This is a genomic window from Thermomonas sp. S9 (assembly GCF_024704365.1).
Classification (GTDB): Bacteria; Pseudomonadota; Gammaproteobacteria; order Xanthomonadales; family Xanthomonadaceae; genus Thermomonas.
Map to the genome: position 1 here is coordinate 1,915,284 of NZ_JAJDFY010000001.1, position 23,179 is coordinate 1,938,462.

A 23,179-nucleotide genomic window follows, 5' to 3' on the forward strand; every position below is an offset into this window, starting at 1 on the left:
CGAGAGAGATCGACCAAGGGGCAATCGCTCATCCAGGATGTCACGAAGCAGGTTCTGTCGTCCCTCTCTGCCCTTCCGCACGTGACTGACGCATCAGCCGATAGGCCGCCGGGATCACGAACATCGACAGCAGTGGGGCGGTGATCATTCCGCCCACCATCGGTGCGGCGATACGGCTCATTACCTCTGAGCCGGTACCGCTGCCAAGCAGGATCGGGAGCAGACCAGCCAGGATCACCGCCACCGTCATCGCCTTGGGCCGCACCCGCAGCACCGCGCCCTGGTGTATGGCCTGATCCAGCACGTGTCCGCTCATCACCAAGCCCCGCTCTTGTCGCTCGGCGATGGCCTGTTTGAGATAAAGCAGCATCACCACCCCAAACTCCGCCGATACGCCAGCCAGCGCGATGAAGCCCACGCCGGTGGCCACGGACAGGTTGTAGCCTGCCAGATAGACCAACCACACCCCGCCCACCAGTGCGAATGGCAACGTCGCCATGATCAGCAACGCATCGTCGAATCGGCGGAAGGTCAGATACAGCAGCACGAAGACGATGAGCAGGGTCGCCGGCACCACCAGCTTCAAGCGCGCATTGGCCCGTTCCATGTATTCGAACTGACCGGAGTAGGCCAGGCTCATGCCGGGCTGCAGTTTCACCTTGTCGGTCACGGCCGCGCGCAAATCAGCCACCACCGACGCCAGGTCGCGCCCGCGCACGTCCACGTATACCCAGCCCGTGGGACGTGCATTCTCGCTCTTGAGCATCGGCGGACCGTCGCTGACCTCGATGCTGGCGACGGTGCCCAGCGTGATTTGCTGACCCATGTCGGTCACGATCGGCAAATTGCGCAGGCCATCCAGCGAATCGCGCAACTCGCGCGGGTATCGCACGCTGATCGGATAGCGCGCCAGTCCCTCCACCGTCTCGCCGACGTTTTCTCCGCCGATGGCGGAGGCAACGATGGATTGCACGTCCGCAATGTTGAGGCCATAACGCGCGGCGGCTGCGCGGTCGATCCTGACATTCACGTAGCGGCCGCCGGTCAGACGCTCGGCCAGCGCCGAACTGACGCCGGGCACGGTCCTGGCCACTCGTTCGACCTGCTGCGTCACCTGGTCGATCTCGGCCAGCCTGGTTCCGGACACCTTGACGCCAATCGGGCTCTTGATGCCGGTGGCCAGCATGTCGATGCGGTTGCGAATCGGCGGCACCCAGATATTCGCCAGGCCAGGCACCTTCACCACCCGGTCCAGTTCATCGACCAGTTTGGCGGGCGTCATGCCGGGACGCCACTGATCGCGCGGCTTGAACTGGATGGTGGTCTCGAACATCTCAAGCGGTGCCGGGTCGGTGGCACTTTCCGCTCGTCCCGCCTTGCCGAACACGCTGGCGACTTCTGGCACAGTCTTGATGAGCCGGTCGGTCTGTTGCAACAATTCGCCGGCTTTGGCCGCCGACAGCCCGGGCAAGGCAGAAGGCATGTACAACAAGTCGCCTTCGTCGAGCGGCGGCATGAATTCACCGCCGAGTCTGGCGATCGGCCACGCGGTGGTCAGCAGAGCAAGGCCCGCGATTGCGAGCGTGGCTTTGGGGTGCCGAAGTACGGCATCGATCAGGGGGCTGTAGCCGCGGATCAGCCAGCGGTTGAGCGGGTTTCGATGCTCATCGGGAATGCGCCCACGTATCCAATAGCCCATCAGCACCGGAACCAGCGTCACTGACAATCCTGCTGCGGCGGCCATCGCATACGTCTTGGTCAAGGCCAATGGACCGAACAGCCGCCCTTCCTGCGCCTGCAAGGTGAATATGGGGATGAAGGACAGCGTGATGATCAGCAGGGAGAAGAACAGCGCCGGACCGACTTCGGCCGCCGCCTCTCCAATCACCCGCCAATGGGCCTCGCCTTGCAGACGTTCACCGGGATGATGGTGTCGCCACGCCTCGATGTGCTTGTGTGCGTTCTCGATCATCACCACGGCAGCGTCCACCATCGCACCGATGGCAATGGCAATGCCGCCAAGCGACATGATGTTGGCATTGACGCCTTGATAGCGCATCACGATGAAGGCCATCATTACGCCCAGCGGCAAGGACACGATGGCGACCAGGGCCGAGCGCAGGTGCCACAGAAAGATGCCGCAGACTACCGCCACTACAATGAACTCTTCGAGCAACTTGTGCGACAGATTTTCGATGGCGCGGTCGATCAGCTGGCTGCGGTCATAGGTGGGCACAATCTCCACCCCACTCGGCAGACTCTTTTGCAGTTCTGCCAACTTTTCCTTCACGGCCATGATGGTTTCGCGCGCATTCTTGCCAGAGCGCAGGATGACCACGCCGCCTGCCACTTCTCCTGCCCATTCAACTCGGCGATGCCACGCCGCATTTCGGGGCCGATCTGAATGGTCGCCACCTCGCCCAAGGTCACAGGCACGCCAGCCGACGTCGTGGCGATCGGAATGGCGCGGAAATCGTCCAGCGTCTTCAGGTAGCCTGACGCCCGTACCATGTACTCCGTTTCCGCCAGTTCCAGCACGGAGCCGCCTGCCTCCTGATTGGCCTTTTGAATCGCCTCGATCACCTTGGACTGCGGGATGCGGTAGGCGGCCAGTTTCACCGGATCAAGCACGACCTGGTACTGCCTGACCATGCCGCCGATGGATGCGGCCTCAGCCACATTGGGCAGACTCTTCAACTCGTACTTCAGGAACCAGTCCTGCAGGCTGCGTAACTGTGACAGGTCGTGCCCGCCGGTTTTATCGATCAGCGCGTACTCGTAAATCCAGCCGACACCGGTGGCATCCGGCCCGAGCGAGGCCTTGGCCGCCGCTGGCAGGCGGCCTTGCACCTGGCTCAGGTATTCGAGCACACGCGAACGTGCCCAATACAGGTTGGTGCCATCCTCGAACAGAACGTAAACGAACGAATCGCCAAAGAACGAGTAGCCGCGTACCGTCCTGGCTCCCGGCACCGACAGCATCGTGGTGGCCAGCGGGTACGTGACCTGGTTCTCGACAATCTGCGGTGCCTGGCCGGGATAGCTGGTGCGAATGATGACTTGCACATCCGACAGGTCAGGCAGGGCATCGACCGGCGTGGTGTTGACCGCCCACACGCCCCATGCGGACAGGAACAAAGTGGCGAGTAGCACCAGAAAGCGGTTGGCAATCGACCAGTGAATGAGTTTCCCGATCATTGCCCGCCCCCCGTCTTGACGAGCTGCTCGATGACGAAGCTGCCATCGCCTTTCCGGAAACCGAAATGCACGCGATCTCCTTTCTGGATGCCGGCGGCGAGAGCTGGTTGCGCAAGCTGGAAGGACATCGTCATGGCACCCCAGCCCAGCGATTGGACCGGACCATGCGACAGCGTGATTTCCTTGCCAGAGATGGATTCCACCCTGCCGTCAGCCTCATGGAGCGTGGCGGCCGACGTGGTCGCCGGTGGCTTCGACATCGGCATGGGGACGTCTGCATTGGACTGGCGGGCCAGTATCCCCTTCAGGCTGGCCTCGGAATCGATCAGGAATTGCCCGGACGCTACGACGCTTTGCCCTTCCGTCAAACCGTCCAGCACCACGACCTTACCGCCAGCTTCGCGTCCAAGCTTGACTTCGATGGGCTGGAAGCGTCCGCCACCCAGCGCTGCCAATACGATGTTGCGTGTCCCCGTGCGGATCACGGCCTCGCTTGGCACCAGCAGTGCCGGGGCATCGTTGCTCGTTCCCAGGCCAAGTTGCGCGAACATGCCCGCTCTGAGGCGGCCGTCGTGGTTGGGCAGTTCGACGCGCACGCGCAGGGTACGGCTGTCGATGTTCATTTCCGGCAGGATCGCGGTCACCTTGCCTGTCAGGCGAACACCCGGATAGGCGGCCAGCGTCACGTGCGCCGGATTACCCACCGCGATAGTGCCCGCCGAATGTTCCGGCACGGCGGCTTCGATCCAGACCGGATCGATTCCATTGATCCTGGCCAAAGGCATGCCGGCACCCAGCGACATACCGCTGCGCACGTCCAGCGCCTGGATCGCACCCGCGATGGGGGCACGGATCGTGATGACGGGGCGTGTCTGGCCTGTGGCCTCGACCTTGGCAATCAGCTCCGGCGGCATGCCGAGCAACTTCAAGCGCTCGCGCGCTGCCTGCAACAAAGTGCTGTCGCCGGTATTGCGCAACGCCAGGAACTCGGCCTGCGCACCCGCCCAGTCGGGCATCAGCAGATCGGCGAGCGGCGCGCCCTTAGCGACCATGTCGCCCGGTGCGCGCGCATAAACGCGCTCGACGAATCCAGCAGTGCGGGTCTGTACGACGGCCACCTGGCGGTCGTTCCACTGCACACTACCAGCTACTTCCACGGGTGTGGCCAATACGCCGCGCTCGACCCTGGCCAGGCGCAGGCCGAGGTTCTGCATCACGCCTGGATCGATCTTCACGCTGGTTGCATCGCCGCCTTCGTCGGCATACCTGGGGACCAGTTGCATGTCCATGAACGGCGATTTGCCCGGTCTGTCGAAATGCTGGTTGGGCACCATCGGGTCGTACCAGTACAGCACCTTGCGGCCATCAGTGGCGTGATCTGCTGATCCTGCCGCCGGGGCCTCGGCAGATGCAGGGTGACGGTGCATGGCAAACCAGTAGCCGCCGCCGATGCCGGCCAGCAGCGCCGCCAGTACGGCCAGTAGCAGCATCGTCTGTTTATGCAGGCTCATTGCGCATTCTCCTCATAAGCAAAGTAGAGCCGCGCCGCCACACGAGCCAGGCTGTTCTCCAGATCGATGATGCGCAGACGTTGCTCGATGCGCTCCCGGCGCGCCATCAAAACGACTGCGAGATCACCTTTGCCACCTTGATAACTGGCGGTTTGCAGCATGACCTTCTGCTCCAGCAGGGGCAGCGTCACCTGTCTGGCGCGCTCCAGTTGCCGGCTGAGGGCCACGTACTCGGCCAGATCACTCTCAAGCTCGCTGGCGTGCTCGCGCAGCATGTTTTCACGCTCGGCATCGATACGGTCCAGCTCACGCTGCTTGGCCACAATCAAGGGCTCTTGCCGGGTCGATGGCGATACCGGCAGGTCGAACGTGAACTGGATCGAGACCATGTTGCCGAATTGCGGCGCGCGGCGCTGGTAGGCCAATTCGATGCCCCAGTCGGGCTTCTTCGTGGATCGGGCCTCGCCAAGCTCGGCTTCGGCCTTGTGTGTCTCGGCTGCGAACACCAGCAGTTCGGGATGCCGATGCAAAATCCCCCTTAGATGCTGTGCATCGATGACCAGGTTGGGTGGATCTCCCGTCAGGAGATCATCCGCAGCGCGGCCTACGAATTGCCGCAACCTCGATCTTGCCTGTGCCTGCGCACTGGACAGATCATCGCGCCGATCCGCGATTTCGACGGCTTCCTGCTGGGGCACCACGGCATCGGCCGCCTGGGCGCGACCGCTGGCGATTTGCGCCTTCACAGTCTGGGTGAGAATGGCGTTCTCCAGGTCCAGTTCGGCGAACAGGGCCTCCTTGCGTTGCAGGTAGTAGAGCTCGAGCCAGGCCATTGCGGTGTCTCGGCGCACGGCCAGCCGTTCCGCCCTGCGCCGGGCTTCGGCTACCTCCACACCAGCGGCGGCCACGGCTTTGCGGGCGCGGCGCTTGTCGGCGTTGGGAACGTCTTGCATCACGCCGATCTTCTGCATCGTCATGAAGTCAGCCTGCAAGCGTCCCGCTTCGGGGCCGGATACCGGGAAGCTGTCGATACCAGCGAATATCTTGGGGTCAGGCAACGCCCCAGCGGAGATCGCTGCCGAACGCGCTGCATCGATCTGCGCGTTGATGGCGGCCAACTTGGGAGATTGACGCTCGGCCTGTTCGAGCGCCGCTGTGAAACTCAGGGTTCCAGCCTGGGCAAGGCCGACCGCTCCTGCCAACAATAGGGGCAGGATGGCTTTCTTTCGTGCATGAGGTGACATGCTCCAACTCCATGACGGATCGATACGCAGCAAGGCGCACGCATGAACGACCCGCACAGCCAGGCCGCGCGGGTCACCAGTCGTCAGGAATCAGAGCGAACGAGGAGGTCGCCATAACCCACGTGGGTCATGGGAAGAAAGGCCAAGAGTCGAGAAACGGGCCACCACTTGCCCGATATCAGGGAAAGAACCCGCCGGCGAGCTCATCGGGATCACGACACAGGCGCCACACGCCTTGCATGCCTGGCCCACCTTGCACGCCTTGGATTGGGTTTGGTCCGTCGAACCGTGCGCGCAGCAGTCATGCATGCTGGTCATTGCAGGCGAGTCTCCGCCGCCTGTGTGCATCTGGCACCCGGTCAATACGGGCATCACAACGCTCGCCGTAGCCATGAAGGGCATGACAAACGCGATGATGACAACCGCTATGAACCGGATAAAACCCATCTTGCGGGTGATTCCAACGCAGCGACTGCGCAATGATAACCATAGATTTGCCCGGCAGCGAGGACCGAGCCGGACGCGGGCGAACTGGTCCAGACCGCCGCGCTCGCCATCCGCAGCCGGATGACGGCGCAGGAACTGGCCGACCAGCTGTTCCCGTACCTGACGATGGTCGAAGGCCTGAAGCTTGCGGCGCAGACCTTCCGCAAGGACGTGAAGCAGCTTTCCTGCTGCGCGGGGTGAAGCGCGATTTCACAGCAGACGGCTCATGCCCCACGCCACCCCCGCCGCCAGCGGCAGGGTCAACACCCAGGACAGCAGGACGTTGCGCAACGCCTGCCAATCCAGCGTGCGCGCGCTGGCGCCCACCCCGGCGATCGCGCCAACCGAAACGTGCGTCGTCGAGACCGGCAGCCCCAGTTTGCTGGCGAACAACACCAGCGAGGCGGTGATCAAGTTGGCGGCAAGGCCCGAGGTGTGATCCAGCCGGGTGACGCGCTGGCTCATGGTGCGTGCCACGTTTCTTGCGAACAGGACGCCACCCAGCGCCATCGCCAACGCAATCACGCCAACAGACACGTAAGAATTCCCGAGACCGTGCGCCATCAGCAGCAGGGCGACCAGCTTGGGCGTGTCGTTGACGCCGCGCGCAAGGCAGATCGCCATGGCCGATCCGATATGCAGGCGGTCGAGATGCCGTGCGATCGAAAACCGCACCGGCAGCGCCGCCCGCTCGCACTCGCTCTCCTTGTCGATGACGACGACCGGAAGCATGACGGACACCTGTTGTGCAGAGCCTATCGCCGGTGCGACAACGGGTTCGAGTGCAACGCAGGCGCAATCTTTCTCGATGGGTCTTGCCTTGAGCAGACGATAGGCCAGCACGCCCAGCGCGGCCGCAAGCAAGGGGCTGACGAGAAGCGGCAGCAGGAAGGCATCCGCCAGCCTGGCGACATGCACACCACCCGCCTGTGCCGCGCCAGCGCCAACCAGTCCGCCGATCAGCGCATGGGTCGTTGAAATCGGAAAACCCAATCGGGAGGCAAGAAATACCGTCAGCGCTGCGCCCATAGCGACGCTGACGATAAACGGCGGGCTCTGGATCGCACTCGCGGCAACCAGCCCCTTGCCGGAGAATTGCTGCACCAGGCCATCCGCCAGCACCCACGACAGCAGGCTGCCCACGACGGTCGCAAACGTTGCAAGCCAGAGCGCTTCCCTATAGTCGAGCGTGTCCGAGCCCCATACGGTGGCGAAGCCCTTGAAGTTGTCATTGGCGCCGTTGAAGACAGCCAGAAAAATAGCCGTGAGAAGCAATGGCAACACCATGCCCATGCTCCTTACGCCAACGCCCGCAGCCTGTCGGCGAGCGCCTGCGCGGTCAATTCTGGCTGCAGTTGCGGGCGCAGCGATTCGATGCGCGCACGCATCGCATCGAACGTCGCTGCGAATGCGGCTGACGCCACTTCTGCGGGCGCGGCGGCCGGATCTGCAAAGCCCCAGTGCACGTGCAGTGCCGCGCCTGGAAACACCGGACAGCGTTCCTGTGCGGCATTCGCGCAAACCGTCAACACGACATCAATCGGCTTATCCGAATGCGTTTGGGAAAACTGATCCCAACTTTTGCTGCGATAGGACGAACCATCGTCACCCAAGTGAGTGCGGATCTGCTCGAGGGCAAAAGGATTGACCCGACCCACGGGGTGGCTTCCGGCGCTGACGGCCCGAATCCACGGCTTACCCAGATGATTGAATAGCGCCTCCGCCATGAGGCTGCGCGCGGAGTTGCCGGTGCACAGCACCAGGATCGTCAAGGGACTGACCGCCACGCCAGCGGTGTGCGACTGGACGTCCGTCTTCAGCAGCATGCGCCACCTCCCGCCGCGCCGGCCGCTTCCGTATCGAACGGCATGCGGCTGCCGCACCCTTCGAACAGGCCGTAATGCCGGCTGAAATCGCCAATGAACTGGAAGTGCGGTGCAAAGCGGGTGCCGTGCAGCATGTGCCAGGTATTGCCGCATACCGGGAACACTTTCCCGGTGGAGATGTCGTGGTGCTTGTCCAGCACGAAACGGTGCGGGTGGTTGGGAACCGTCCCCTGGTAGATCACCGCCTGTCCGTAGTCCTCGCAGGCGCTCTCCAGCCCATCGAGCCTGAACAGGCGATAGGTCGCCGAGTAGAAGTGAACGTTGCCTGCCCGTTCCGCCAGCGCAGGGTCGGTGATCGCCAGCGGCCGGTCCTCGACCAGTCGCGGGTCGGCAAAGCCTGCAGCGTGCGCCAGGCGCAGGAAATCGTTCCAGTACAGCGCCCCGCCCAGGCACTCGCCGTACAGCACCGGGTCGCTGCGCACCGCCTCCGGCACACGGCGGTCGGCATAGACATCGGAGAAGTAGAACTCGCCACCCGGCTTGAGCAGGCGCTGCACACCGCACAGCACCGCCGGTTTGTCCGGCGAGAGATTGACCACGCAGTTGGAGACGATGACATCGAAACTTTCCGGCGCGAGATCGAGCGCCTCCAACTGTTCGATGTACCCATGCACGAAACGCACGTTGTCGAATCCGAAGGATTCAGCGTGATACGCCTGATGCTGGCGTGCCACATCGAGTTGCGCCTCGGTCATGTCCACCCCGACGACCTCGCCGCGCGGGCCGACCAGCTGCGCCAGCGCGTACACATCACGCCCGGCGCCGCACCCAAGGTCCAGCACGCGGCAACCCTCCAGCAGCGGCGGGCACACCAGTCCGCAGCCGTAGTAGCGGGCGAGCACGTCCGGATGGATGCGCGCCAGCAGTGGCTTCAGCCAGTCGGGCATCCGGCTTGCATCGCAGCAGGCGCTGGTCTTCAGATCCTGCGACCCCTGCAGCTGGCGGCCGTAATAGTCCTGGACGAGTTCATGCATGACGCATAACACCTGCGGAAAAGGGATACGCGTCAGTCGCCGTCGCAGGATATTTTCTTACAGCCTCATGGCAGCCCTGCGCCACCGCGTCATCCGTGCTTGCCGGGCGTCCAGCCGTGACTGCCGAGCACATCATTGGCCAACGCCTGCGCATCCGGCTCCAGGGTAGTGGCCATGCTGTCGTTCCAGCGGTTGAGGAACCCGAACAGGCTGATCACGCCCAGCAGTTCGACGATCTCGCCCTCATCCCAATGGGCGCGCAGCTCCGCCGCGATCGCGGCGTCCACGGCGTTTGGAATGCTGGCGGCGGCCACGGCGAATTCGAACGCGGCCTTCTCCGCCGGCGTGAACAGCGGGCTGTCGCGGAACTCCCACAGCGCCCGCAGGCGATCGGTGCTGGCGCCGTAGCGCTGCGCCGCCAGCGCTGCGTGCGCCTGGCAATAGCGGCATCCGGCGGCATTGCTAGCCAGCAGCGCGACCAGCCGCTTCTGCTCGCTGGTGACACGTCCATGATTGACCATCACCGCGCGGTTGAGCGCCACGAAGGCGCGCGCGATGGCCGGACGGTAAGCCATGGTGCGCACGCTGTTGGGCACGAACCCCAGGGTTTCCTGGAAGAACGCCATCAGCTCGGCCAGTTCGGGATCAGGGATGGCGGACGCGGGTGGCAAGAGAGGCATGGTGGTCATACTCAAAGACAATGGAAGCATGGCGACCGGGCGAAGACGCGCTCCAGTCGGGCGGTAGTGCCGCCAGATCGGCGGGCTCGTCGATGTCGTGCAGTGGCGGCCGACGCGCCAGGGTCCAGCCCAGCTGGCACAACCGCTCCTGCGTCTGGGCGGCGACCTGCGGCGTGCTCCAGGCGATGCCCTGGAACAGCTGCGGGCTGAAACGGCGCAGCCCCAGCAGCACGTAGCCGCCGTCATGGCTCGGAACCATCACCGCATCATGCGCGGCCAGCTGCGCCGCCGCATCGCGCAGCCGCGCGGCGGTAAGCCCCGGGCAATCGGTGCCGATCAACAGCACGGACGCACCGTGCGCCAGAGTCCGGGCGGCCGCGAGTGCCAGGCGATCGCCCAGGTCGCCATCCCCTTGCCCTTGCCATCCCAACGGCCAGGCCAAGTCGCGGAACGGCCGCCACACGGGGGTCCGCGGGTGCGGCGTGACGCACAGCTCGACCGGGCCCAGCGCGGCCGCCAATGCCTGCTGCACGGTGTACCGCAACATGCGCTGCGCGAGCAGCGCCGCTCCCTGCGCGCCCAGGGCCGGGATCAACCGCGTCTTGACCCTCCCCGGTTGTGGCGCCTTGGCAAAGATCACCGTACGCACCTGCTCGCTCACCGCGCTCATCGGTAGGTCCTCGCCAGCTGCTCTACTGGCGCGCCGCAGAAATGCCGCCAGCGCAGCCACCACATCAGCGCGATGGTGCGCCATACGCCGCGGGTCTCCCAACGCCGGCCGGAGGTGCGCGCGTGCAGCCGCAGACAGGCAGGCCGACCGAGCCTTCGCTTGAGTGCCCGGCAGATGTCGATGTCCTCCATCAAGGGCTGCTTGGGAAAGCCACCGACCGCATAGAAAGCGGCACGGGTCATGAACAACGCCTGGTCGCCGGTGGCGATGCCCGACAGGCGCGAACGCAGATTCATCATCATGGCCACGACCGGCAGCATCCTCGATGTTCCCTCGATCCGCACGTCGAAGCGCCCCCAGGCGCGCCCCTGCAACGCCTGCAGCAGCGCGAGGAGCGCGCCATCGGGCAGGCGCGTATCGGCATGCAGGAACAGCAGCGCCTCCCCCGTGCTGGCATGCGCGCCGACGTTCATCTGGCAGGCGCGGCTGGGGGTGCTGTCCAGCACCCGCAATCCCGCCGCGCGGGCGATCGCCGCGGAACCATCGCGACTCCCCCCATCCACCAGCAGCACCTCCGCGCCCGCACGCGCGAACCTCATCAGATGCGCGCACAGTGCCGGCAGCTGCGCCGCCTCGTCGAGCATGGGGACGATGATCGACACCCGCATGGTCAGTGCCTGCCGTCGTTGAGGCGCCAGTCGTAGTCGCCGAAACGCACCGGCAGCGCACCACTGCGCAGCGCGCTGGCCTGTGCCTGGCTGAGGCCCAGGTCCGCGGCGTGGCCGGCCAGGAAGTCCTCGAGGCGGTGCCAGCCGCCAAAGCCCTGCTCGAAGTCCCCGCGGTACCACTTGAAGATCGGCGAGACGACCAGCGCCTCGCCGCGCACCCCGTTGCGGCTCCGGTCGGAGAGGAAACGCCGCATCTGGTCTTCCAGCTGCGCATCGAGCCGCTCCGCGGCGTAGGCTTCCGGGCGCAGGGCCGGGCAGCCGATGCTGGCGCAGTTGAGTGCGAAGTGGATGCGTGGATCGCGGTAGCGTCTGGAGCCGCGAATCAGGCCATGCTCGATGTCGTCGAGCGAGCGGGTCTGCCCGAGCAGGGGAATGAACGGCTTCTGCCACGGAGAACGCAGCAGCGAGCCGAGGTCCTTGATCGACGCGATCCCCGGATAGCCGGTCAGGATCAGTTCCACCGTCCACGCGTTGTAGGCATTGATCAGGAACGCAAGCTGCGCCTTGTCCGACCATGTCTTAAAGGTCTCCGGCCGGACGGCCGGGAGGGCGGCGAGATAGGCGCGCAGCGCGACGCGGTCCGCCCGCATGCCGGCGTAGTCGACGGTACTGGCATGGCCATCGGGGCTCCAGTGGACGTGGGCCGCGAGAAGACGGTTCCACGCAGCGTGCTCGGGCCCGGTCTGGGCCGCTGCCGAAACCGCGAAGGCCCAGAGCCCGAGCGCGAGGACAACGGCGCGGATCCATGCATGCGATGCAAGGGAAGCGCGCATCGTTCAGCCCCGCATCCAGTCGTGGTAGCGCGCGAGCATGCGCAGCAGCGCTTGCGGGGCGTGCGCACGTTTCCATTCGCCGGCGGCGTACTTGTTTCCCTCGGCCCAGGTCGGGTACGGATGAATGGTGGCGAGGATCTTGTTCAATCCGAGCCCATGCTTCATCGCCAGGGTGAACTCGGCCAGCAGCTCACCGGCATGCACGCCGACGATGGTCACGCCGAGGATGCGGTCCTTGCCGGGCGGTGTCAGCACCTTGATCCAGCCTTCCGCGTATCCCTCGGCGATGGCGCGATCGAGATCGTCCAGCCCGTAGCGGGTGACCTCGAAGGCGACACCCCGCTCCCGCGCGTCCTGCTCGTTCAGACCGACGCGCGCCACTTCCGGATCGACGAAGGTCACCCACGGGATGACGCGGCCGTCCATCTTGAAGCGGCGGAAACGCCCAAACAGGGCATTGACGGCGGCATACCAGGCCTGATGGCTGGCGGTGTGGGTGAACTGCCATGGCCCGGCCACGTCGCCGGCGGCATAGATATTCGGATAAAGCGTCTCCAGGTATTCGTTGGTTTCGACCGTACGCTGGGCGGGGATGCCCAGCGCCTCCAGGCCATAGCCTTGCAGTCGCGCCTGCCGGCCCACCGCGACCAGCAGTTCGTCGAATCCGAAGCGCACCTCGCCATCCGGGCCTTCCGCCACCAGGTACCGCGCCTCGCCTTCGCGCTCGACCCGCAGCGCCCGATGCCCGGCGCGCACGTCCACGCCTTCGGATTCGAGCTTTTGCTGGACGAAGGCTGAAACGTCTTCATCCTCACGCCCCATCAGGCGCGACGCCATTTCCACCTGCACCACCTGTGAACCGAGGCGGGCAAAGCTCTGCGCCAGCTCGCAGCCGATCGGCCCGCCGCCAAGCACGACCAGCCGCTGCGGCGGCTGGTCGCGGTCCTCGAGGCGTTCCCACAGGGTGTCGGAAGTCAGGTAATCGACCGCCTCGAGCCCCGGCAGCGGCGGTACGGACGGGCACGCGCCGGTGGCCAGCACGATGCTGCGCGCGGTCAGGCGCTCCTTGCCGCCCCCGGGCGCGGTGATCTCCACCGTCCACGGATCGACCAGCTGCGCATGCCCCTGGCGTACGTCCACGCCGAGCGCGGTGTAGCGCTCCACGCTGTCATGCGGCGCCACCCGGGCAATGACCGCGTGCACCCGCTGCATCACCCGGCGGAAAGCGAATGTCGGACTGACGGGCGCAAATCCCCAGCGGTCGGCATGGCGCATCTGGTACGCGAGCCTGGCGCTCTGGATCAGCGCCTTGCTCGGCACGCAGCCGTAGTTGAGGCAGTCGCCGCCCATCTTGTGCGCCTCGACCAAGGTCACCTTGGCCTTGACCGCGGACGCGATATAGGCCGTCACCAGCCCCGCCGCACCGGCGCCAATCACGATCAGGTTGCGGTCGAAGCGCGCCGGACGCCGCCAGCGGGCATACACCCGCCGCCGCCGGAAGCGGGCGATGAGAACGCGCGCAAGCCACGGAAACAGGGCCAGCAGGGCGAACGCGCCGATCAGCTGCGGCGAAAGCACATCCCCGGGCGTCTGCACGTGCGCAAGCCGGGTACCGGCATTCACGTACACCAGGGTGCCGGCCAGCATGCCGAGCTGGCTGACCCAATAGAAGGTCCAAGCACGCATGCGGGTGAGGCCGAACAGCAGGTTGATCAGGAAGAACGGGAATACCGGCACCAGGCGCAGGCTGAACAGGAAGAAGGCGCCGTCCCGCTGCACGCCCTTCTGGATGGCCGCAAGGCGTTGCCCGAAGCGCGCCTCGACGGCCTCGCGCAGCAGGTAGCGCGAGGCCAGGAAGGCCAGGGTCGCGCCCAGCGAGGAGGCGAACGATGCCAGTATCGTCCCCCCGACGAGCCCGAACAGGGCGCCCGCAAGCCAGGGTGAGCGCCGCGGCGCCGGGCAGCGACAGCGCAGCGGTCAGCAGGTACAGCAGGAAGAAGCCGGCCAGGGCCAGCAGCGGATGGGCATCGCGCCATGCCGTCAGGGTGCCCAGACCCTCGCGGAGAGCCGGCAGCGACAGCCAGTGCTGGCCGCCGAACGCAATAAACAGCACGACCGCAAAGGCAATCAGCAGCAGCAGAATGCGCCTGCCGCGGGTCATGCCGACGCCCCAGGGTTCAGCGCGCCGCCGCAGCTGCTGCCGCAACCGGCGGTGCAGCCGTAGCAGTGGTCGGCCACCGCGATGGATTCGCCGGCGAAGTCTTGCGCCAGTAGCTCGCGCAGGTGGCGGCGGCGACCGGACAGCGGCAATTCGAGCTGCTGGTTGAAGTCGCAGTCGTACAGGTAGCCCTGCCAGTCCACGCTGATCAGACTGCGGCACATCACCGCATCGAGGTTTTCGTCATGGTGGTTGTCCTTGAGCAGCTTCATATAGGGCACGAACTGGCCCTTGGAAATCAGCCACGAACCGAAGCGGTTGATCGGCAGGTTGGCCAGCGCGAACAGGCGGTTGAAGACGATGCCGAAGTGTTCGGCGAGTTCGCGCTTGTAGGCGGCCTCCAGCGTCGCCTGTGCGGGCGGCAGGCTGGGGCCCTGTGGGTTGTAGACGAGGTTCAGCACCAGCCCACTGCCCGGCTGGCCGTAGCCCAGCGCGTTGAGGTTCTGCAGCGCCTTGATGCTCTTGTCGAACACGCCCTTGCCCCGCTGCTTGTCCACGTTGTCTTCGCTATAGCACGGTAGCGAGGCCACCACCTCGACCTGCTGCGCGGCGAGGAACCCGGCGAGATCCTCCTGCCCGGATTCGAACAGGATGGTCAGGTTGCAGCGGTCGATCACCTGCACGCCCAGCGCGCGTGCCTGCCGTACCAGCGCGCGAAAGCCCCCGTGCAACTCCGGCGCGCCTCCGGTCAGGTCAAGGGTCTGGATGTTGCGTGCCTGCAGCACCTGCGGGATCAGTGCCAGCGTCGCGGCATCCATCATCTCCTTGCGGTTCGGGCCCGCATTCACATGGCAATGCACGCAGGACTGGTTGCAGCGATAGCCAAGATTGACCTGCAGCGTGGCGAGCGCCTGGCGCGCGATGGCGGGGAAGTCACTGACCGCAAGCAGTGGCAGGGTGGCATGCATGAAACAGCTCCAGAACCGGCGAGCGCGCAGGTGCGCACGTGATCGCGATGGGACTCTGTCGCGTGCGCCAGCCGCTTTCTTACATCGCCCATTTGTCAACATGGCCTGCGAAGGGATGTGAAGACGGCGCACATGCGGAACGCGCTCCCCTCACCAGGGCCGGGATGGCCATGCGTGTAAGAACCACGCCCGCTCATCCGACCAAGCCCCCGTCCACGAATGCAGGCCGCGTATCGCCCGCCTTTGCGGACACCCACATCGACCGATCCACGCCACAATCCAGGAGAGTCCCATGAAATCCAGTCCCCAGCTCACCCTCGCGCTTGCCCTCGGCACCCTGCTCACGGCGGCCGCCCTGCCCGCCGCCGCACAGGACATGAAGTCCGGCGCGCACGACATGATGGCCGGCAAGGAAAAATGTTTCGGCGTCGCCCTCAAGGGCAAGAACGATTGCAAGGCCGGGCCTGGCACCACCTGTGCCGGTACCGCGAAGAAGGACTACCAGGGCAATGCCTGGAAGCTGGTGCCGGCCGGCACCTGCGAGAAGACCGTATCGAAGACCTCGCCGACCGGCTTCGGCCAGCTGGCCGCGTTCAAGGAAAAGGCCTGAGCCGGACGGAGCGCCGTGCGATGATGGCCTTTCCCTCCCGTCTTGCACCGTCACGCACGGCGCTCCCACCGCGTGCGGGCCTGGGGCTCAAGCCCGAGCACCTACGCGACATCTTCGCGGACGAGGGTGCCGCCGATCTCGGCTTTTTCGAAGTCCACGCGGAGAACTACATGGTGGAAGGCGGTGCCTTCCACCAGCACCTGGCCGCGATCCGCGAGCGCCATGCGCTATCGGTGCATGGCGTCGGGCTGTCGATCGGCGCTGAGGCCCCACCCGACCGCGACCATCTGAAGCGGCTGCGCGCCCTGCTCGAACGTTACCAGCCAGAAGCGTTTTCCGAGCATCTGGCCTGGTCCAGCCACGGCCGCAATTTCTACAACGACCTGCTGCCGCTGCCCTATACCGATGCCACCTTGCACCGCGTATGCGCGCATATCGATGCCGTGCAGTCCGCGCTCGGGCGGCGCATGCTGCTGGAAAATCCGGCCACCTACATCGAGTTCACCGCGTCCACCTGGGACGAGGCCGAGTTCATCGCGGAAGTCGTCCGCCGCAGTGGCTGCGGCCTGCTGCTGGACGTCAACAATGCCCACGTCAGCGCCGTCAACCACGGCCGCGACGTGGATGCCTACCTACAGCGCCTGCCGCTGGCGGCGGTCGGAGAAATCCACCTGGCGGGCTTTGCCGAGGAGCGCGACGCCGCAGGCGAACGGCTTCTGATCGACAGCCACGGCGCGCCGGTCGCGGATGCGGTGTGGACGCTGTTCCGGCAGGTGATCCAGCGCCTGGGCCCGCGCCCCACGCTGATCGAGCGCGACCAGAACATTCCTCCCTTTGCCACCCTCATGGGCGAAGCGCGCGCCGCGCAGGCGATCCTTGACGACGCGCGATCCCGGCAGCCCCATCACCTGCGGGAGACCGTGTGATGGACGCGTTCGCCCGCGCCCTGCTGGATCCGGACCAACCGCCGCCGCCCGGCATTCGCGTGCGCACCGGTGCCGATTCCGCCTCGCGCTTCGCGGTCTACCGCAACAACGTGACGGTCTCGCTGATCGAAGCGCTGGCGGAGACCTATCCCGTCGTGCGGCAGCTGGTGGGAGAGGCGTTCTTCGCCGCCATGGCGCGCGAATATGCACGCTGCCATCCGCCCATCTCGCCGGTGCTGGCCTGGTATGGACGGGACTTCCCCGAGTTCATCGCCGGCTTCGCCCCGGCGGCGGTGCTGTCCTACCTGCCGGACATGGCGCGCCTGGAATGGGCCTATGGGTGCGCCTTCCACGCCGCCGATGCGTCCTCGCTGCCAGCCCAGGCCCTGCTCGAACGGGCGGCGCAGCCCGAACTGCTCGCCCGCACGCGCCTGCGCTTCGCGCCCGCCGTGCGGCTGATCCGGTCCGCGCATCCCGTCGTCTCGCTCTGGCAGGCCCATCAGGTCGAGGGCGAGATCACGCTCTCCGGGGTCGACATGGCCCGCGCCGAGGCGGCGCTGCTGGTGCGCCCGCAGTCGCACGTCCTGGTCTTGCCGATGCCGGCCCATGTTGCCGCGTTTCTGGACGAACTGATGGCGGGTGAGCCGCTCGGCCCTGCATTCGAGCGCGCTTCGGCATCGGGCCCGCTGCCGCTGCCCGAACTCTTTTCGAAACTGCTGGAGATGGGCGCCGTGGTGGCGCTCGATCCCGCTTCACCCCAGACGGGAGAGATCGCATGACATCGCAAGCCAGCGCCTGGCCAGTCAGCGTCGCGCAGCGGTCCATCGCGCTGCTATCGCGGATACCGCACTCGCTCATCGCCTTCATCGGCCGGTTTTCGATCGCCGCCGTGTTCTGGCTGTCCGGCCAGACCAAGGTCGAAGGCCTGGCCATCAACCTGGTGAGCGGCGAGTTCCAGCCTGGCTGGCCGCACCTGTCGGACAGCGCGCTCGATCTGTTCCGCACCGAATACGCCCTGCCGCTGCTGCCACCGGAGCTGGCCGCGCTGATGGCCGCAACGGCCGAGCACGTCTTCCCGGTGCTCCTGCTGATCGGGCTGGCTACCCGGTTTTCGGCGCTGGGGTTGCTGGGCATGACCGCGGTCATCCAGATCTTCGTGTATCCCGACGCCTACCCCACCCACGGCACCTGGGCGACGCTCCTGCTGTACCTGATTGCAAGAGGCCCCGGCGTGTTTTCGCTCGACCATTGGATCGCCCGACGCTGGATGCCGAACGGCTGCTAGGATTGCACCGCATGAATGCCGTGCTCTCCCGCCTCGGCGCCGGTCTTGCTGGATACCTGTCGCGCCCAGTCCACGTGCATGGCACCGCACCCGCGGTGCCCGCGGCGAAACTGCTGGCCTGCCTGCAGCCAGGCGACGTACTGCTGGCGGAAGGCAACAGCCGCATCAGCACCGCGATCAAATACCTGACCCAGTCCACCTGGTCGCACGCCGCTCTGTTCGTCGGCTTCGACGCGCTGCAGCAGGCCGGGCGACCGCCAGCGCACTGCTTCGTCGAAGCCGACATCGTGGAGGGCATCCGCAGCGTGGGCGTGGAGGAGTTCGCAGACCTGCACACGCGCATCTGCCGGCCGGTGGGGCTGCGGGAGGCGGACCGGCAGCGCCTGCTCCGCTATGCCATCGACAGGATCGGATACCGCTATGACCTGCGCAACGTCCTCGACCTCGCACGCTACCTGTTCCCGACCCCACCGGTGCCGGCGCACTGGCGGCGCCGGATGATCCGCCTCGGCAGCGGCGATCCGACCCGCGCCATCTGCTCGACCTTGATCGCGCAGGCATTCCAGTCCATCCGCTACCCGATCCTGCCCATCATCGAAGAGCGGTCCGCGGACTACGCAGACTGCCCAGGCTGCGTCGGGGAAATCCTGCAGGCCCGCAATTACAGCCTGTTCGTCCCGCGCGATTTCGACGTGTCCCCGTATTTCGCGGTGATCAAGCCTACGCTGGAGGGCGGTTTCGATTACACCGCCCTGCGCTGGGATGCCGGCGAGGCGTGAGCATCGCGCCTCATTCTTCACCGTCCCTCATCTTCGTCCGCTTTCCGTTCGCGCCCGGCCCGCGCCCTTTCATCGGCGCCCCGGGCGAAGGCGCGGGTGGCCTGTCGCAGCACCCCAAGCTGCCGATCGAAGTTGCGGCAGCCGCTGCACAGCACAAGGTGCATGCGCAGGGAGATCGCCGTCGCCAGAGGCAACGGATGCTCCTGGGATTCGGACATCAGGCGGGTGGCCTCTTGGCAGTTCAACATGGCGCTTCTCGCAGGAACCAGTGGTTTTCGAGGCACTCGCGCAGGCGCAGTCGCGCGCGGTGCAGGATGACGTTGACATTGCCAACGCTCAGGCCGAGCGCCGCGCAAATCTCGGCGGTATCGAGCTCCACGAATTCGCGCATCATGAACACCTGACCCTGACGCCCTGGCAAATGCGACAGGCAGGTCTCGAACACGCGCCAGAACTGGGCGTTCTCGATCGCGCCCTCGGGATCATCCCAGCCGCGTGGACGCTCGTCGCGCCGCCAGTGCCCGTTGCGTTCGAACAGCATCTCCAGCACGTCCTTGTCCTCGTCGTCGCCCGCCAGCTGGCTGGCCTCGACGAGCCGGCTGCGTTGACGCAATACATCGGCGATCTTGTTCTTGAGGATCGCAAACACCCAGGTCTTGAACGCAGCGCGACCGGCGAACTTTCCAGCATTGGTCATCGCCCCGATCAGCGCCTCCTGCACCGCGTCCTCGGCCAGCTGCGCATCCGACAGCTGCAGGCTTGCAAAGCGCACCATCTGCACCCGCAACTCGGCCAAGAAAACCGAATCCCGCAGGGCATCCGTTGCGCTGGCCTGTTCCCCGGCCCGCCCGCTTCCTGCCTCACTCCCCATCCACTCCCCTCCTGTCGAGCTCGTTGCGCACCGCGGAATGACTGGCCACCAGATACGGCACCAGATAGTTGAGCGCCAGCCGCCAGCCATCCAAAGGCTGTCCATGCCACCAAGCACCGCCCTGATTGAGCAGATTCAGCAATGTACCGACGACCAGGCTGACGCGAACGGCCGCCGCCAGTATGCGCGGCGAGCACCACAATTGCAGACAGTCACGCACGGCTCAGCCCCCGGAAACCTGGCACAAGCGGATCAGCGTGTGGGACGGCAATGCTTCCACGGGACCGCCCACGCCATCGCCATCAGGCTGGCCAGCCATTGCCCAACCTGGGCGGCGAGCACCTGCGGATCGACACAGTCATCGTCGCTGGCGAGCCAGCGTTGCAATGCATGCCTCCGCTTCATCTGCGTCCCCCCATGCCGTTCACGCGTATTCGGTCCAAATGGCGTCCGCAGGCCACTGCTGGCGCGCGATGAAGCGGCGATCGATGGCGTCCTTCCAGCGCCAGGCCCAGCCTCCCTCGGCGCTCAACCCGCCCCAGGACACGATCGCGTGCTGCGCACCGCAGGCGAGCAGATACAGCGAGCGCCGGCGCGGCCGGTAGGCGCGCAGGCGCCCGCCCGACAGGCTCGCCAACAGGTTGTGCGCCAGCACCGGGCCCGCGTGCACGGCATGCACCCCGGAATGCGCCAGCGCCACGTCGGTGCGCCCGCAGACATCACCCGCAGCGAACACCTGCGCGTGCGAGAGCGAACGATGGCAGGCATCCACTGCGACGAAGCCGCGCTCATCCAGCACCAGGCCGGAGCCGGCCAACCACGCGGGCGCGCGCCCGCCGGTCGCGATCAGCGCAAGATCCGGCTGCAGTGAACGCCCGTCGGCCAACAGCAGCCCCTTCGCAGCTCCGGCCGCCACCTGCCGCTCCAGCACGATCCCGGCCCGTTCCAGGCAGCACTGCGCACGGCGCCGTACGCCTGCGGCATGGCCGGGTAGCAAGCCGGAATCTCCGGCGACCAGCGTCAGTTCCACCTGTCCGACCTGACGCAGGGCCGTGCGGGCGGCCAGCGCCAGTTCGAATCCGGCCGCGCCGCCGACGACGACCGCCAGCCGCACCGGCCCGTGCGCGGACACCCCGGCGCGCCAGGCGCTCCATCGCTCCACGAAATGCGCCAGCGGGCGAACCGGCAGGGCGCGATCCCCCAGCAGCGCGAACCAGGAAAGATCGATCTCGCTGCCGACATCCAGCGACAGCAGATCGTAATCCAGCGCTCGCCCATCGCCCAGCACGGCACGCCGGCGGTCCGCCTGCAGGCCCGCCAACTGACCTTCGATCAGGGTCACGCCCGCCGCCGCGCACAGCGGGGCGAGATCGACACGCAAGGCCTGCAGCGGATAGTGACCCGCGATCCAGCCGGGCAGCATGCCGGAATACAGGGCATACCGGGACGGCGTCACCAGGCAGGCCTCGAGCCCGCCGGGCCGCGCACGCGCCAGCGCGTGCAGGACGGCCAGCTGCGCATGCCCGCCGCCGGCCAGCAGCAGGCGTTTCATCCGCACGCCAATCCAAACCGACGCCACGCCGCCGGCGCCCCTTCGGGACCATCGCCGCCCCTGTAGCGCAAGCCAGCTTCGACTCCAGCCCGGAACGGGCGCGGCTCATCGACCATGAAGGCATTGGGCCTGGCCGGCAGGACGTTGGTGGACATCGCGATCTCTCCAGGCTTCTCTTCCAGGGATTGGTCGCAACAGACACCGGATTCTTACAGCGCCCCCCGGCTGGCCGCAGACGCGGCCTGCGTCTGCTCAATCGAGCTTGGGCAGCTCGCGCACGGCCAGCTGGAAGGCGGTTTGCAATGCCGCCACGTAGGCGGGCGCGCGGCGCGTGCCGGCGTCCTCGATCGCGCTCTGCAGCCCCTTGACATAGGCCACCCGCAGCTCACGCGCATTGAACTGCTCGCCCAGCTCGCGCAGCGTGTGCAAGGCCGCATCGCGCACGTGCCAGTCCACGTTCGCGCCGGTTTCAGCCTGGCGCGCGAGATCGATCACCTTGAGGACATGCGGCGTGACCAGGCCGACGACGGTCGCTTTCATGGAGTCACCTGCGGGGGAACAGGAACGCAGCGCGACGATACCGCAAGCGCCATGGCTGGCGCACGCCAGGCAGGCGATTCAGCCGGCCAGGTGCCAGCCCAGGGTTTCGCCCTGCGCCAGCGGCACCAGGGTGCGTGCGCCAAACGGCAGCTCGGCCGGGATCACCCACTCCTCCCTGCGCAGCGTCACCGTGCCGGTATTGCGCGGCAGGCGGTAGAAATCGGCGCCGAAGTGGCTGGCGAAGCCTTCCAGCCGCTCCAGCCGGCCCGCGGCCTCGAACGCGGTGGCGTACAGTTCCAGCGCGTGCAACCCGGTGTAGCAGCCGGCGCAGCCGCAGTCGGCCTCCTTGTCGCCGCGCGCATGCGGCGCCGAGTCCGTGCCCAGGAAGAAGCGCGTGTTGCCGCTGGTCGCCGCCTCCAGCAGCGCCTGGCGATGCGTCTCGCGCTTGAGCACCGGCAGGCAGTAATAGTGCGGGCGCAGGCCGCCGCTGAAGATCGCGTTGCGGTTGTACAGCAGGTGGTGCGCGGTGATGGTCGCGGCGATCCCGCCCTCGGCCTCGCGCACGTAGTCGGCCGCGTCCCGGGTGGTGATGTGCTCCAGCACCACGCGCAGGCCCGGAAAATCGCGCCGCAGCGGGATCAGCACGCGGTCGATGAACGCCTTCTCGCGGTCGAACACGTCGATCTCGCGGTCGGTCACCTCGCCGTGGATCGCCAGCACCATGCCCGTCTCCTGCATGGCCTCGAGCGCCGCGCGGGCGTGGCGCAGGTCGGTGACCCCGGAATCGGCATTGGTGGTAGCCCCCGCCGGGTACAGCTTCACCGCGTGCACGAAGCCGCTGGCCTTGGCGGCGCGGATCTCCTCCGCCGGCGTGTTGTCGGTGAGGTACAGCGTCATCAGCGGCTGGAAGTCCGACCCCGCCGGCCGCGCCGCCAGGATCCGCTCGCGGTACGCCGCCGCCTGCGCGGTGGTGGTCACCGGCGGCCGCAGGTTCGGCATCACGATCGCCCGCGCGAACTGCGCCGCCGTATGCGGCAGCACTGCCTCCAGCGCTGCGCCATCGCGCAGGTGCAGATGCCAGTCGTCGGGGCGCGCGATGGTCAGCGTGGTGCCGGGTGGCACCGCGGCGGGCGCGGGAACGTGGTGGGCAAGCGAGGGCATGGGGGTTCCGGGGCCGGGGGGCTGACGCAATTTTGCCAGAGCAGGCGCGGCGCCTGACGGAACGGCTCTGCCGCGGTTCCCGCGGATGCCTGGATCGTGCGCTTCACCATGCCCAGCACGTGGACGCTGGATATCCTGCCCGCCCGAACGATGGGCGGGTGCGCCTGCGGCGCGCTGAC

23 protein-coding genes and 2 pseudogenes are annotated in these 23,179 nt (G+C 66.5%); 6 read left to right on the top strand and 19 right to left on the bottom strand.

What is annotated here, in order from left to right:
- Positions 1 to 40: 40 nt before the first annotated feature.
- The 3 genes and pseudogenes from LJB71_RS09530 to LJB71_RS09540 all read right to left on the bottom strand — a co-directional run bounded on the left by LJB71_RS09530 (position 41) and on the right by LJB71_RS09540 (position 5,986).
- A pseudogene (locus LJB71_RS09530) lies at positions 41 to 3,198 on the bottom strand (efflux RND transporter permease subunit).
- On the bottom strand, positions 3,195 to 4,709 hold the full coding sequence (locus tag LJB71_RS09535) for an efflux RND transporter periplasmic adaptor subunit (protein ID WP_259303999.1): 1,515 nt from the start codon (positions 4,707 to 4,709) through the stop codon (positions 3,195 to 3,197). The pseudogene LJB71_RS09530 and the gene LJB71_RS09535 overlap by 4 nt, the downstream one beginning before the upstream one ends.
- Entirely contained in the window at positions 4,706 to 5,986 is a 1,281-nt protein-coding gene (locus LJB71_RS09540; RefSeq protein ID WP_259304000.1) for a TolC family protein, read from the bottom strand. Before LJB71_RS09540 ends, LJB71_RS09535 begins: the two co-directional genes overlap by 4 nt.
- A gap of 483 nt (positions 5,987 to 6,469) precedes the next feature.
- Between LJB71_RS09540 and LJB71_RS09545 the strand changes: the two are divergent.
- Positions 6,470 to 6,640: pseudogene (locus LJB71_RS09545) on the top strand (mercuric reductase); the annotation flags it as partial.
- Positions 6,641 to 6,649: 9 nt separating this feature from the next.
- Here the strand turns inward: LJB71_RS09545 and LJB71_RS09550 are convergent.
- The 9 genes from LJB71_RS09550 to arsS form a co-directional block, all read right to left on the bottom strand.
- A complete protein-coding gene (locus tag LJB71_RS09550; protein WP_259304001.1) occupies positions 6,650 to 7,726 on the bottom strand; it encodes an inorganic phosphate transporter in 1,077 nt (358 codons plus the stop codon).
- Between the two features lie 11 nt (positions 7,727 to 7,737).
- On the bottom strand, positions 7,738 to 8,265 hold the full coding sequence (locus LJB71_RS09555) for an arsenate reductase ArsC (RefSeq protein ID WP_259304002.1): 528 nt from the start codon (positions 8,263 to 8,265) through the stop codon (positions 7,738 to 7,740).
- On the bottom strand, positions 8,256 to 9,299 hold the full coding sequence (locus LJB71_RS09560; RefSeq protein WP_259304003.1) for a methyltransferase domain-containing protein: 1,044 nt from the start codon (positions 9,297 to 9,299) through the stop codon (positions 8,256 to 8,258). Before LJB71_RS09560 ends, LJB71_RS09555 begins: the two co-directional genes overlap by 10 nt.
- Before the next feature lie 89 nt (positions 9,300 to 9,388).
- Positions 9,389 to 9,970: a carboxymuconolactone decarboxylase family protein gene (locus tag LJB71_RS09565; protein ID WP_259304004.1), complete on the bottom strand. Its 582-nt coding sequence runs from the start codon at positions 9,968 to 9,970 to the stop codon at positions 9,389 to 9,391.
- The gene (locus LJB71_RS09570; RefSeq protein WP_259304005.1) at positions 9,945 to 10,649 is read right to left on the bottom strand and encodes a TIGR04282 family arsenosugar biosynthesis glycosyltransferase; all 705 of its coding nucleotides are present in this window, start codon (positions 10,647 to 10,649) and stop codon (positions 9,945 to 9,947) included. The genes LJB71_RS09565 and LJB71_RS09570 overlap by 26 nt, the downstream gene beginning before the upstream one ends.
- On the bottom strand, positions 10,646 to 11,311 hold the full coding sequence (locus tag LJB71_RS09575) for a TIGR04283 family arsenosugar biosynthesis glycosyltransferase (protein ID WP_259304006.1): 666 nt from the start codon (positions 11,309 to 11,311) through the stop codon (positions 10,646 to 10,648). The genes LJB71_RS09570 and LJB71_RS09575 overlap by 4 nt, the downstream gene beginning before the upstream one ends.
- An 8-nt stretch (positions 11,312 to 11,319) precedes the next feature.
- A complete protein-coding gene (locus tag LJB71_RS09580) occupies positions 11,320 to 12,150 on the bottom strand; it encodes a DUF547 domain-containing protein (protein WP_259304007.1) in 831 nt (276 codons plus the stop codon).
- A 3-nt stretch (positions 12,151 to 12,153) separates the two neighbouring features.
- Complete coding sequence (locus tag LJB71_RS09585; RefSeq protein ID WP_310649442.1) at positions 12,154 to 14,124, bottom strand: FAD-dependent oxidoreductase; 1,971 nt, start codon at positions 14,122 to 14,124, stop codon at positions 12,154 to 12,156.
- A gap of 183 nt (positions 14,125 to 14,307) precedes the next feature.
- On the bottom strand, positions 14,308 to 15,276 hold the full coding sequence (arsS, locus tag LJB71_RS09590; protein ID WP_259304008.1) for an arsenosugar biosynthesis radical SAM (seleno)protein ArsS: 969 nt from the start codon (positions 15,274 to 15,276) through the stop codon (positions 14,308 to 14,310).
- A 292-nt stretch (positions 15,277 to 15,568) separates the two neighbouring features.
- On the opposite strand from arsS, the gene LJB71_RS09595 reads away from it, so the two are divergent.
- Genes LJB71_RS09595 through LJB71_RS09615 form a run of 5 tightly spaced genes read left to right on the top strand, consistent with a single transcriptional unit; the run spans position 15,569 to position 18,876 of the window.
- Complete coding sequence (locus tag LJB71_RS09595) at positions 15,569 to 15,886, top strand: DUF2282 domain-containing protein (RefSeq protein ID WP_259304009.1); 318 nt, start codon at positions 15,569 to 15,571, stop codon at positions 15,884 to 15,886.
- Positions 15,887 to 15,909: 23 nt separating this feature from the next.
- Positions 15,910 to 16,812: a DUF692 domain-containing protein gene (locus tag LJB71_RS09600; RefSeq protein ID WP_259304010.1), complete on the top strand. Its 903-nt coding sequence runs from the start codon at positions 15,910 to 15,912 to the stop codon at positions 16,810 to 16,812.
- Positions 16,812 to 17,591 (top strand): DNA-binding domain-containing protein, encoded by a 780-nt coding sequence (locus LJB71_RS09605; protein ID WP_259304011.1) that lies wholly within the window; start codon positions 16,812 to 16,814, stop codon positions 17,589 to 17,591. The genes LJB71_RS09600 and LJB71_RS09605 overlap by 1 nt, the downstream gene beginning before the upstream one ends.
- On the top strand, positions 17,588 to 18,097 hold the full coding sequence (locus LJB71_RS09610; RefSeq protein ID WP_259304012.1) for a DoxX family protein: 510 nt from the start codon (positions 17,588 to 17,590) through the stop codon (positions 18,095 to 18,097). Before LJB71_RS09605 ends, LJB71_RS09610 begins: the two co-directional genes overlap by 4 nt.
- An 11-nt stretch (positions 18,098 to 18,108) precedes the next feature.
- Entirely contained in the window at positions 18,109 to 18,876 is a 768-nt protein-coding gene (locus tag LJB71_RS09615; protein ID WP_259304013.1) for a YiiX/YebB-like N1pC/P60 family cysteine hydrolase, read from the top strand.
- Between the two features lie 17 nt (positions 18,877 to 18,893).
- Here the strand turns inward: LJB71_RS09615 and LJB71_RS09620 are convergent, their stop codons facing one another.
- The 7 genes from LJB71_RS09620 to pyrC form a co-directional block, all read right to left on the bottom strand.
- Positions 18,894 to 19,124 (bottom strand): zf-HC2 domain-containing protein, encoded by a 231-nt coding sequence (locus LJB71_RS09620; protein ID WP_310649414.1) that lies wholly within the window; start codon positions 19,122 to 19,124, stop codon positions 18,894 to 18,896.
- The gene (locus LJB71_RS09625; RefSeq protein WP_310649415.1) at positions 19,118 to 19,837 is read right to left on the bottom strand and encodes an RNA polymerase factor sigma-70; all 720 of its coding nucleotides are present in this window, start codon (positions 19,835 to 19,837) and stop codon (positions 19,118 to 19,120) included. The genes LJB71_RS09620 and LJB71_RS09625 overlap by 7 nt, the downstream gene beginning before the upstream one ends.
- The gene (gene nrtS / locus LJB71_RS09630; RefSeq protein ID WP_259304016.1) at positions 19,737 to 19,967 is read right to left on the bottom strand and encodes a nitrate/nitrite transporter NrtS; all 231 of its coding nucleotides are present in this window, start codon (positions 19,965 to 19,967) and stop codon (positions 19,737 to 19,739) included. Before nrtS ends, LJB71_RS09625 begins: the two co-directional genes overlap by 101 nt.
- Positions 19,968 to 19,999: 32 nt before the next feature.
- Positions 20,000 to 20,134 carry a hypothetical protein gene (locus tag LJB71_RS09635; protein WP_259304017.1) on the bottom strand — a complete coding sequence of 45 codons (135 nt, stop codon included), beginning with the start codon at positions 20,132 to 20,134 and terminating at the stop codon, positions 20,000 to 20,002.
- Positions 20,135 to 20,171: 37 nt separating this feature from the next.
- A complete protein-coding gene (locus LJB71_RS09640; RefSeq protein WP_259304018.1) occupies positions 20,172 to 21,299 on the bottom strand; it encodes an FAD-dependent oxidoreductase in 1,128 nt (375 codons plus the stop codon).
- A 252-nt stretch (positions 21,300 to 21,551) separates the two neighbouring features.
- A complete protein-coding gene (locus tag LJB71_RS09645) occupies positions 21,552 to 21,839 on the bottom strand; it encodes a hypothetical protein (RefSeq protein ID WP_259304019.1) in 288 nt (95 codons plus the stop codon).
- A 78-nt stretch (positions 21,840 to 21,917) separates the two neighbouring features.
- Entirely contained in the window at positions 21,918 to 23,000 is a 1,083-nt protein-coding gene (gene pyrC, locus LJB71_RS09650) for a dihydroorotase (protein ID WP_345779450.1), read from the bottom strand.
- Between the last annotated feature and the right edge of the window lie 179 nt (positions 23,001 to 23,179).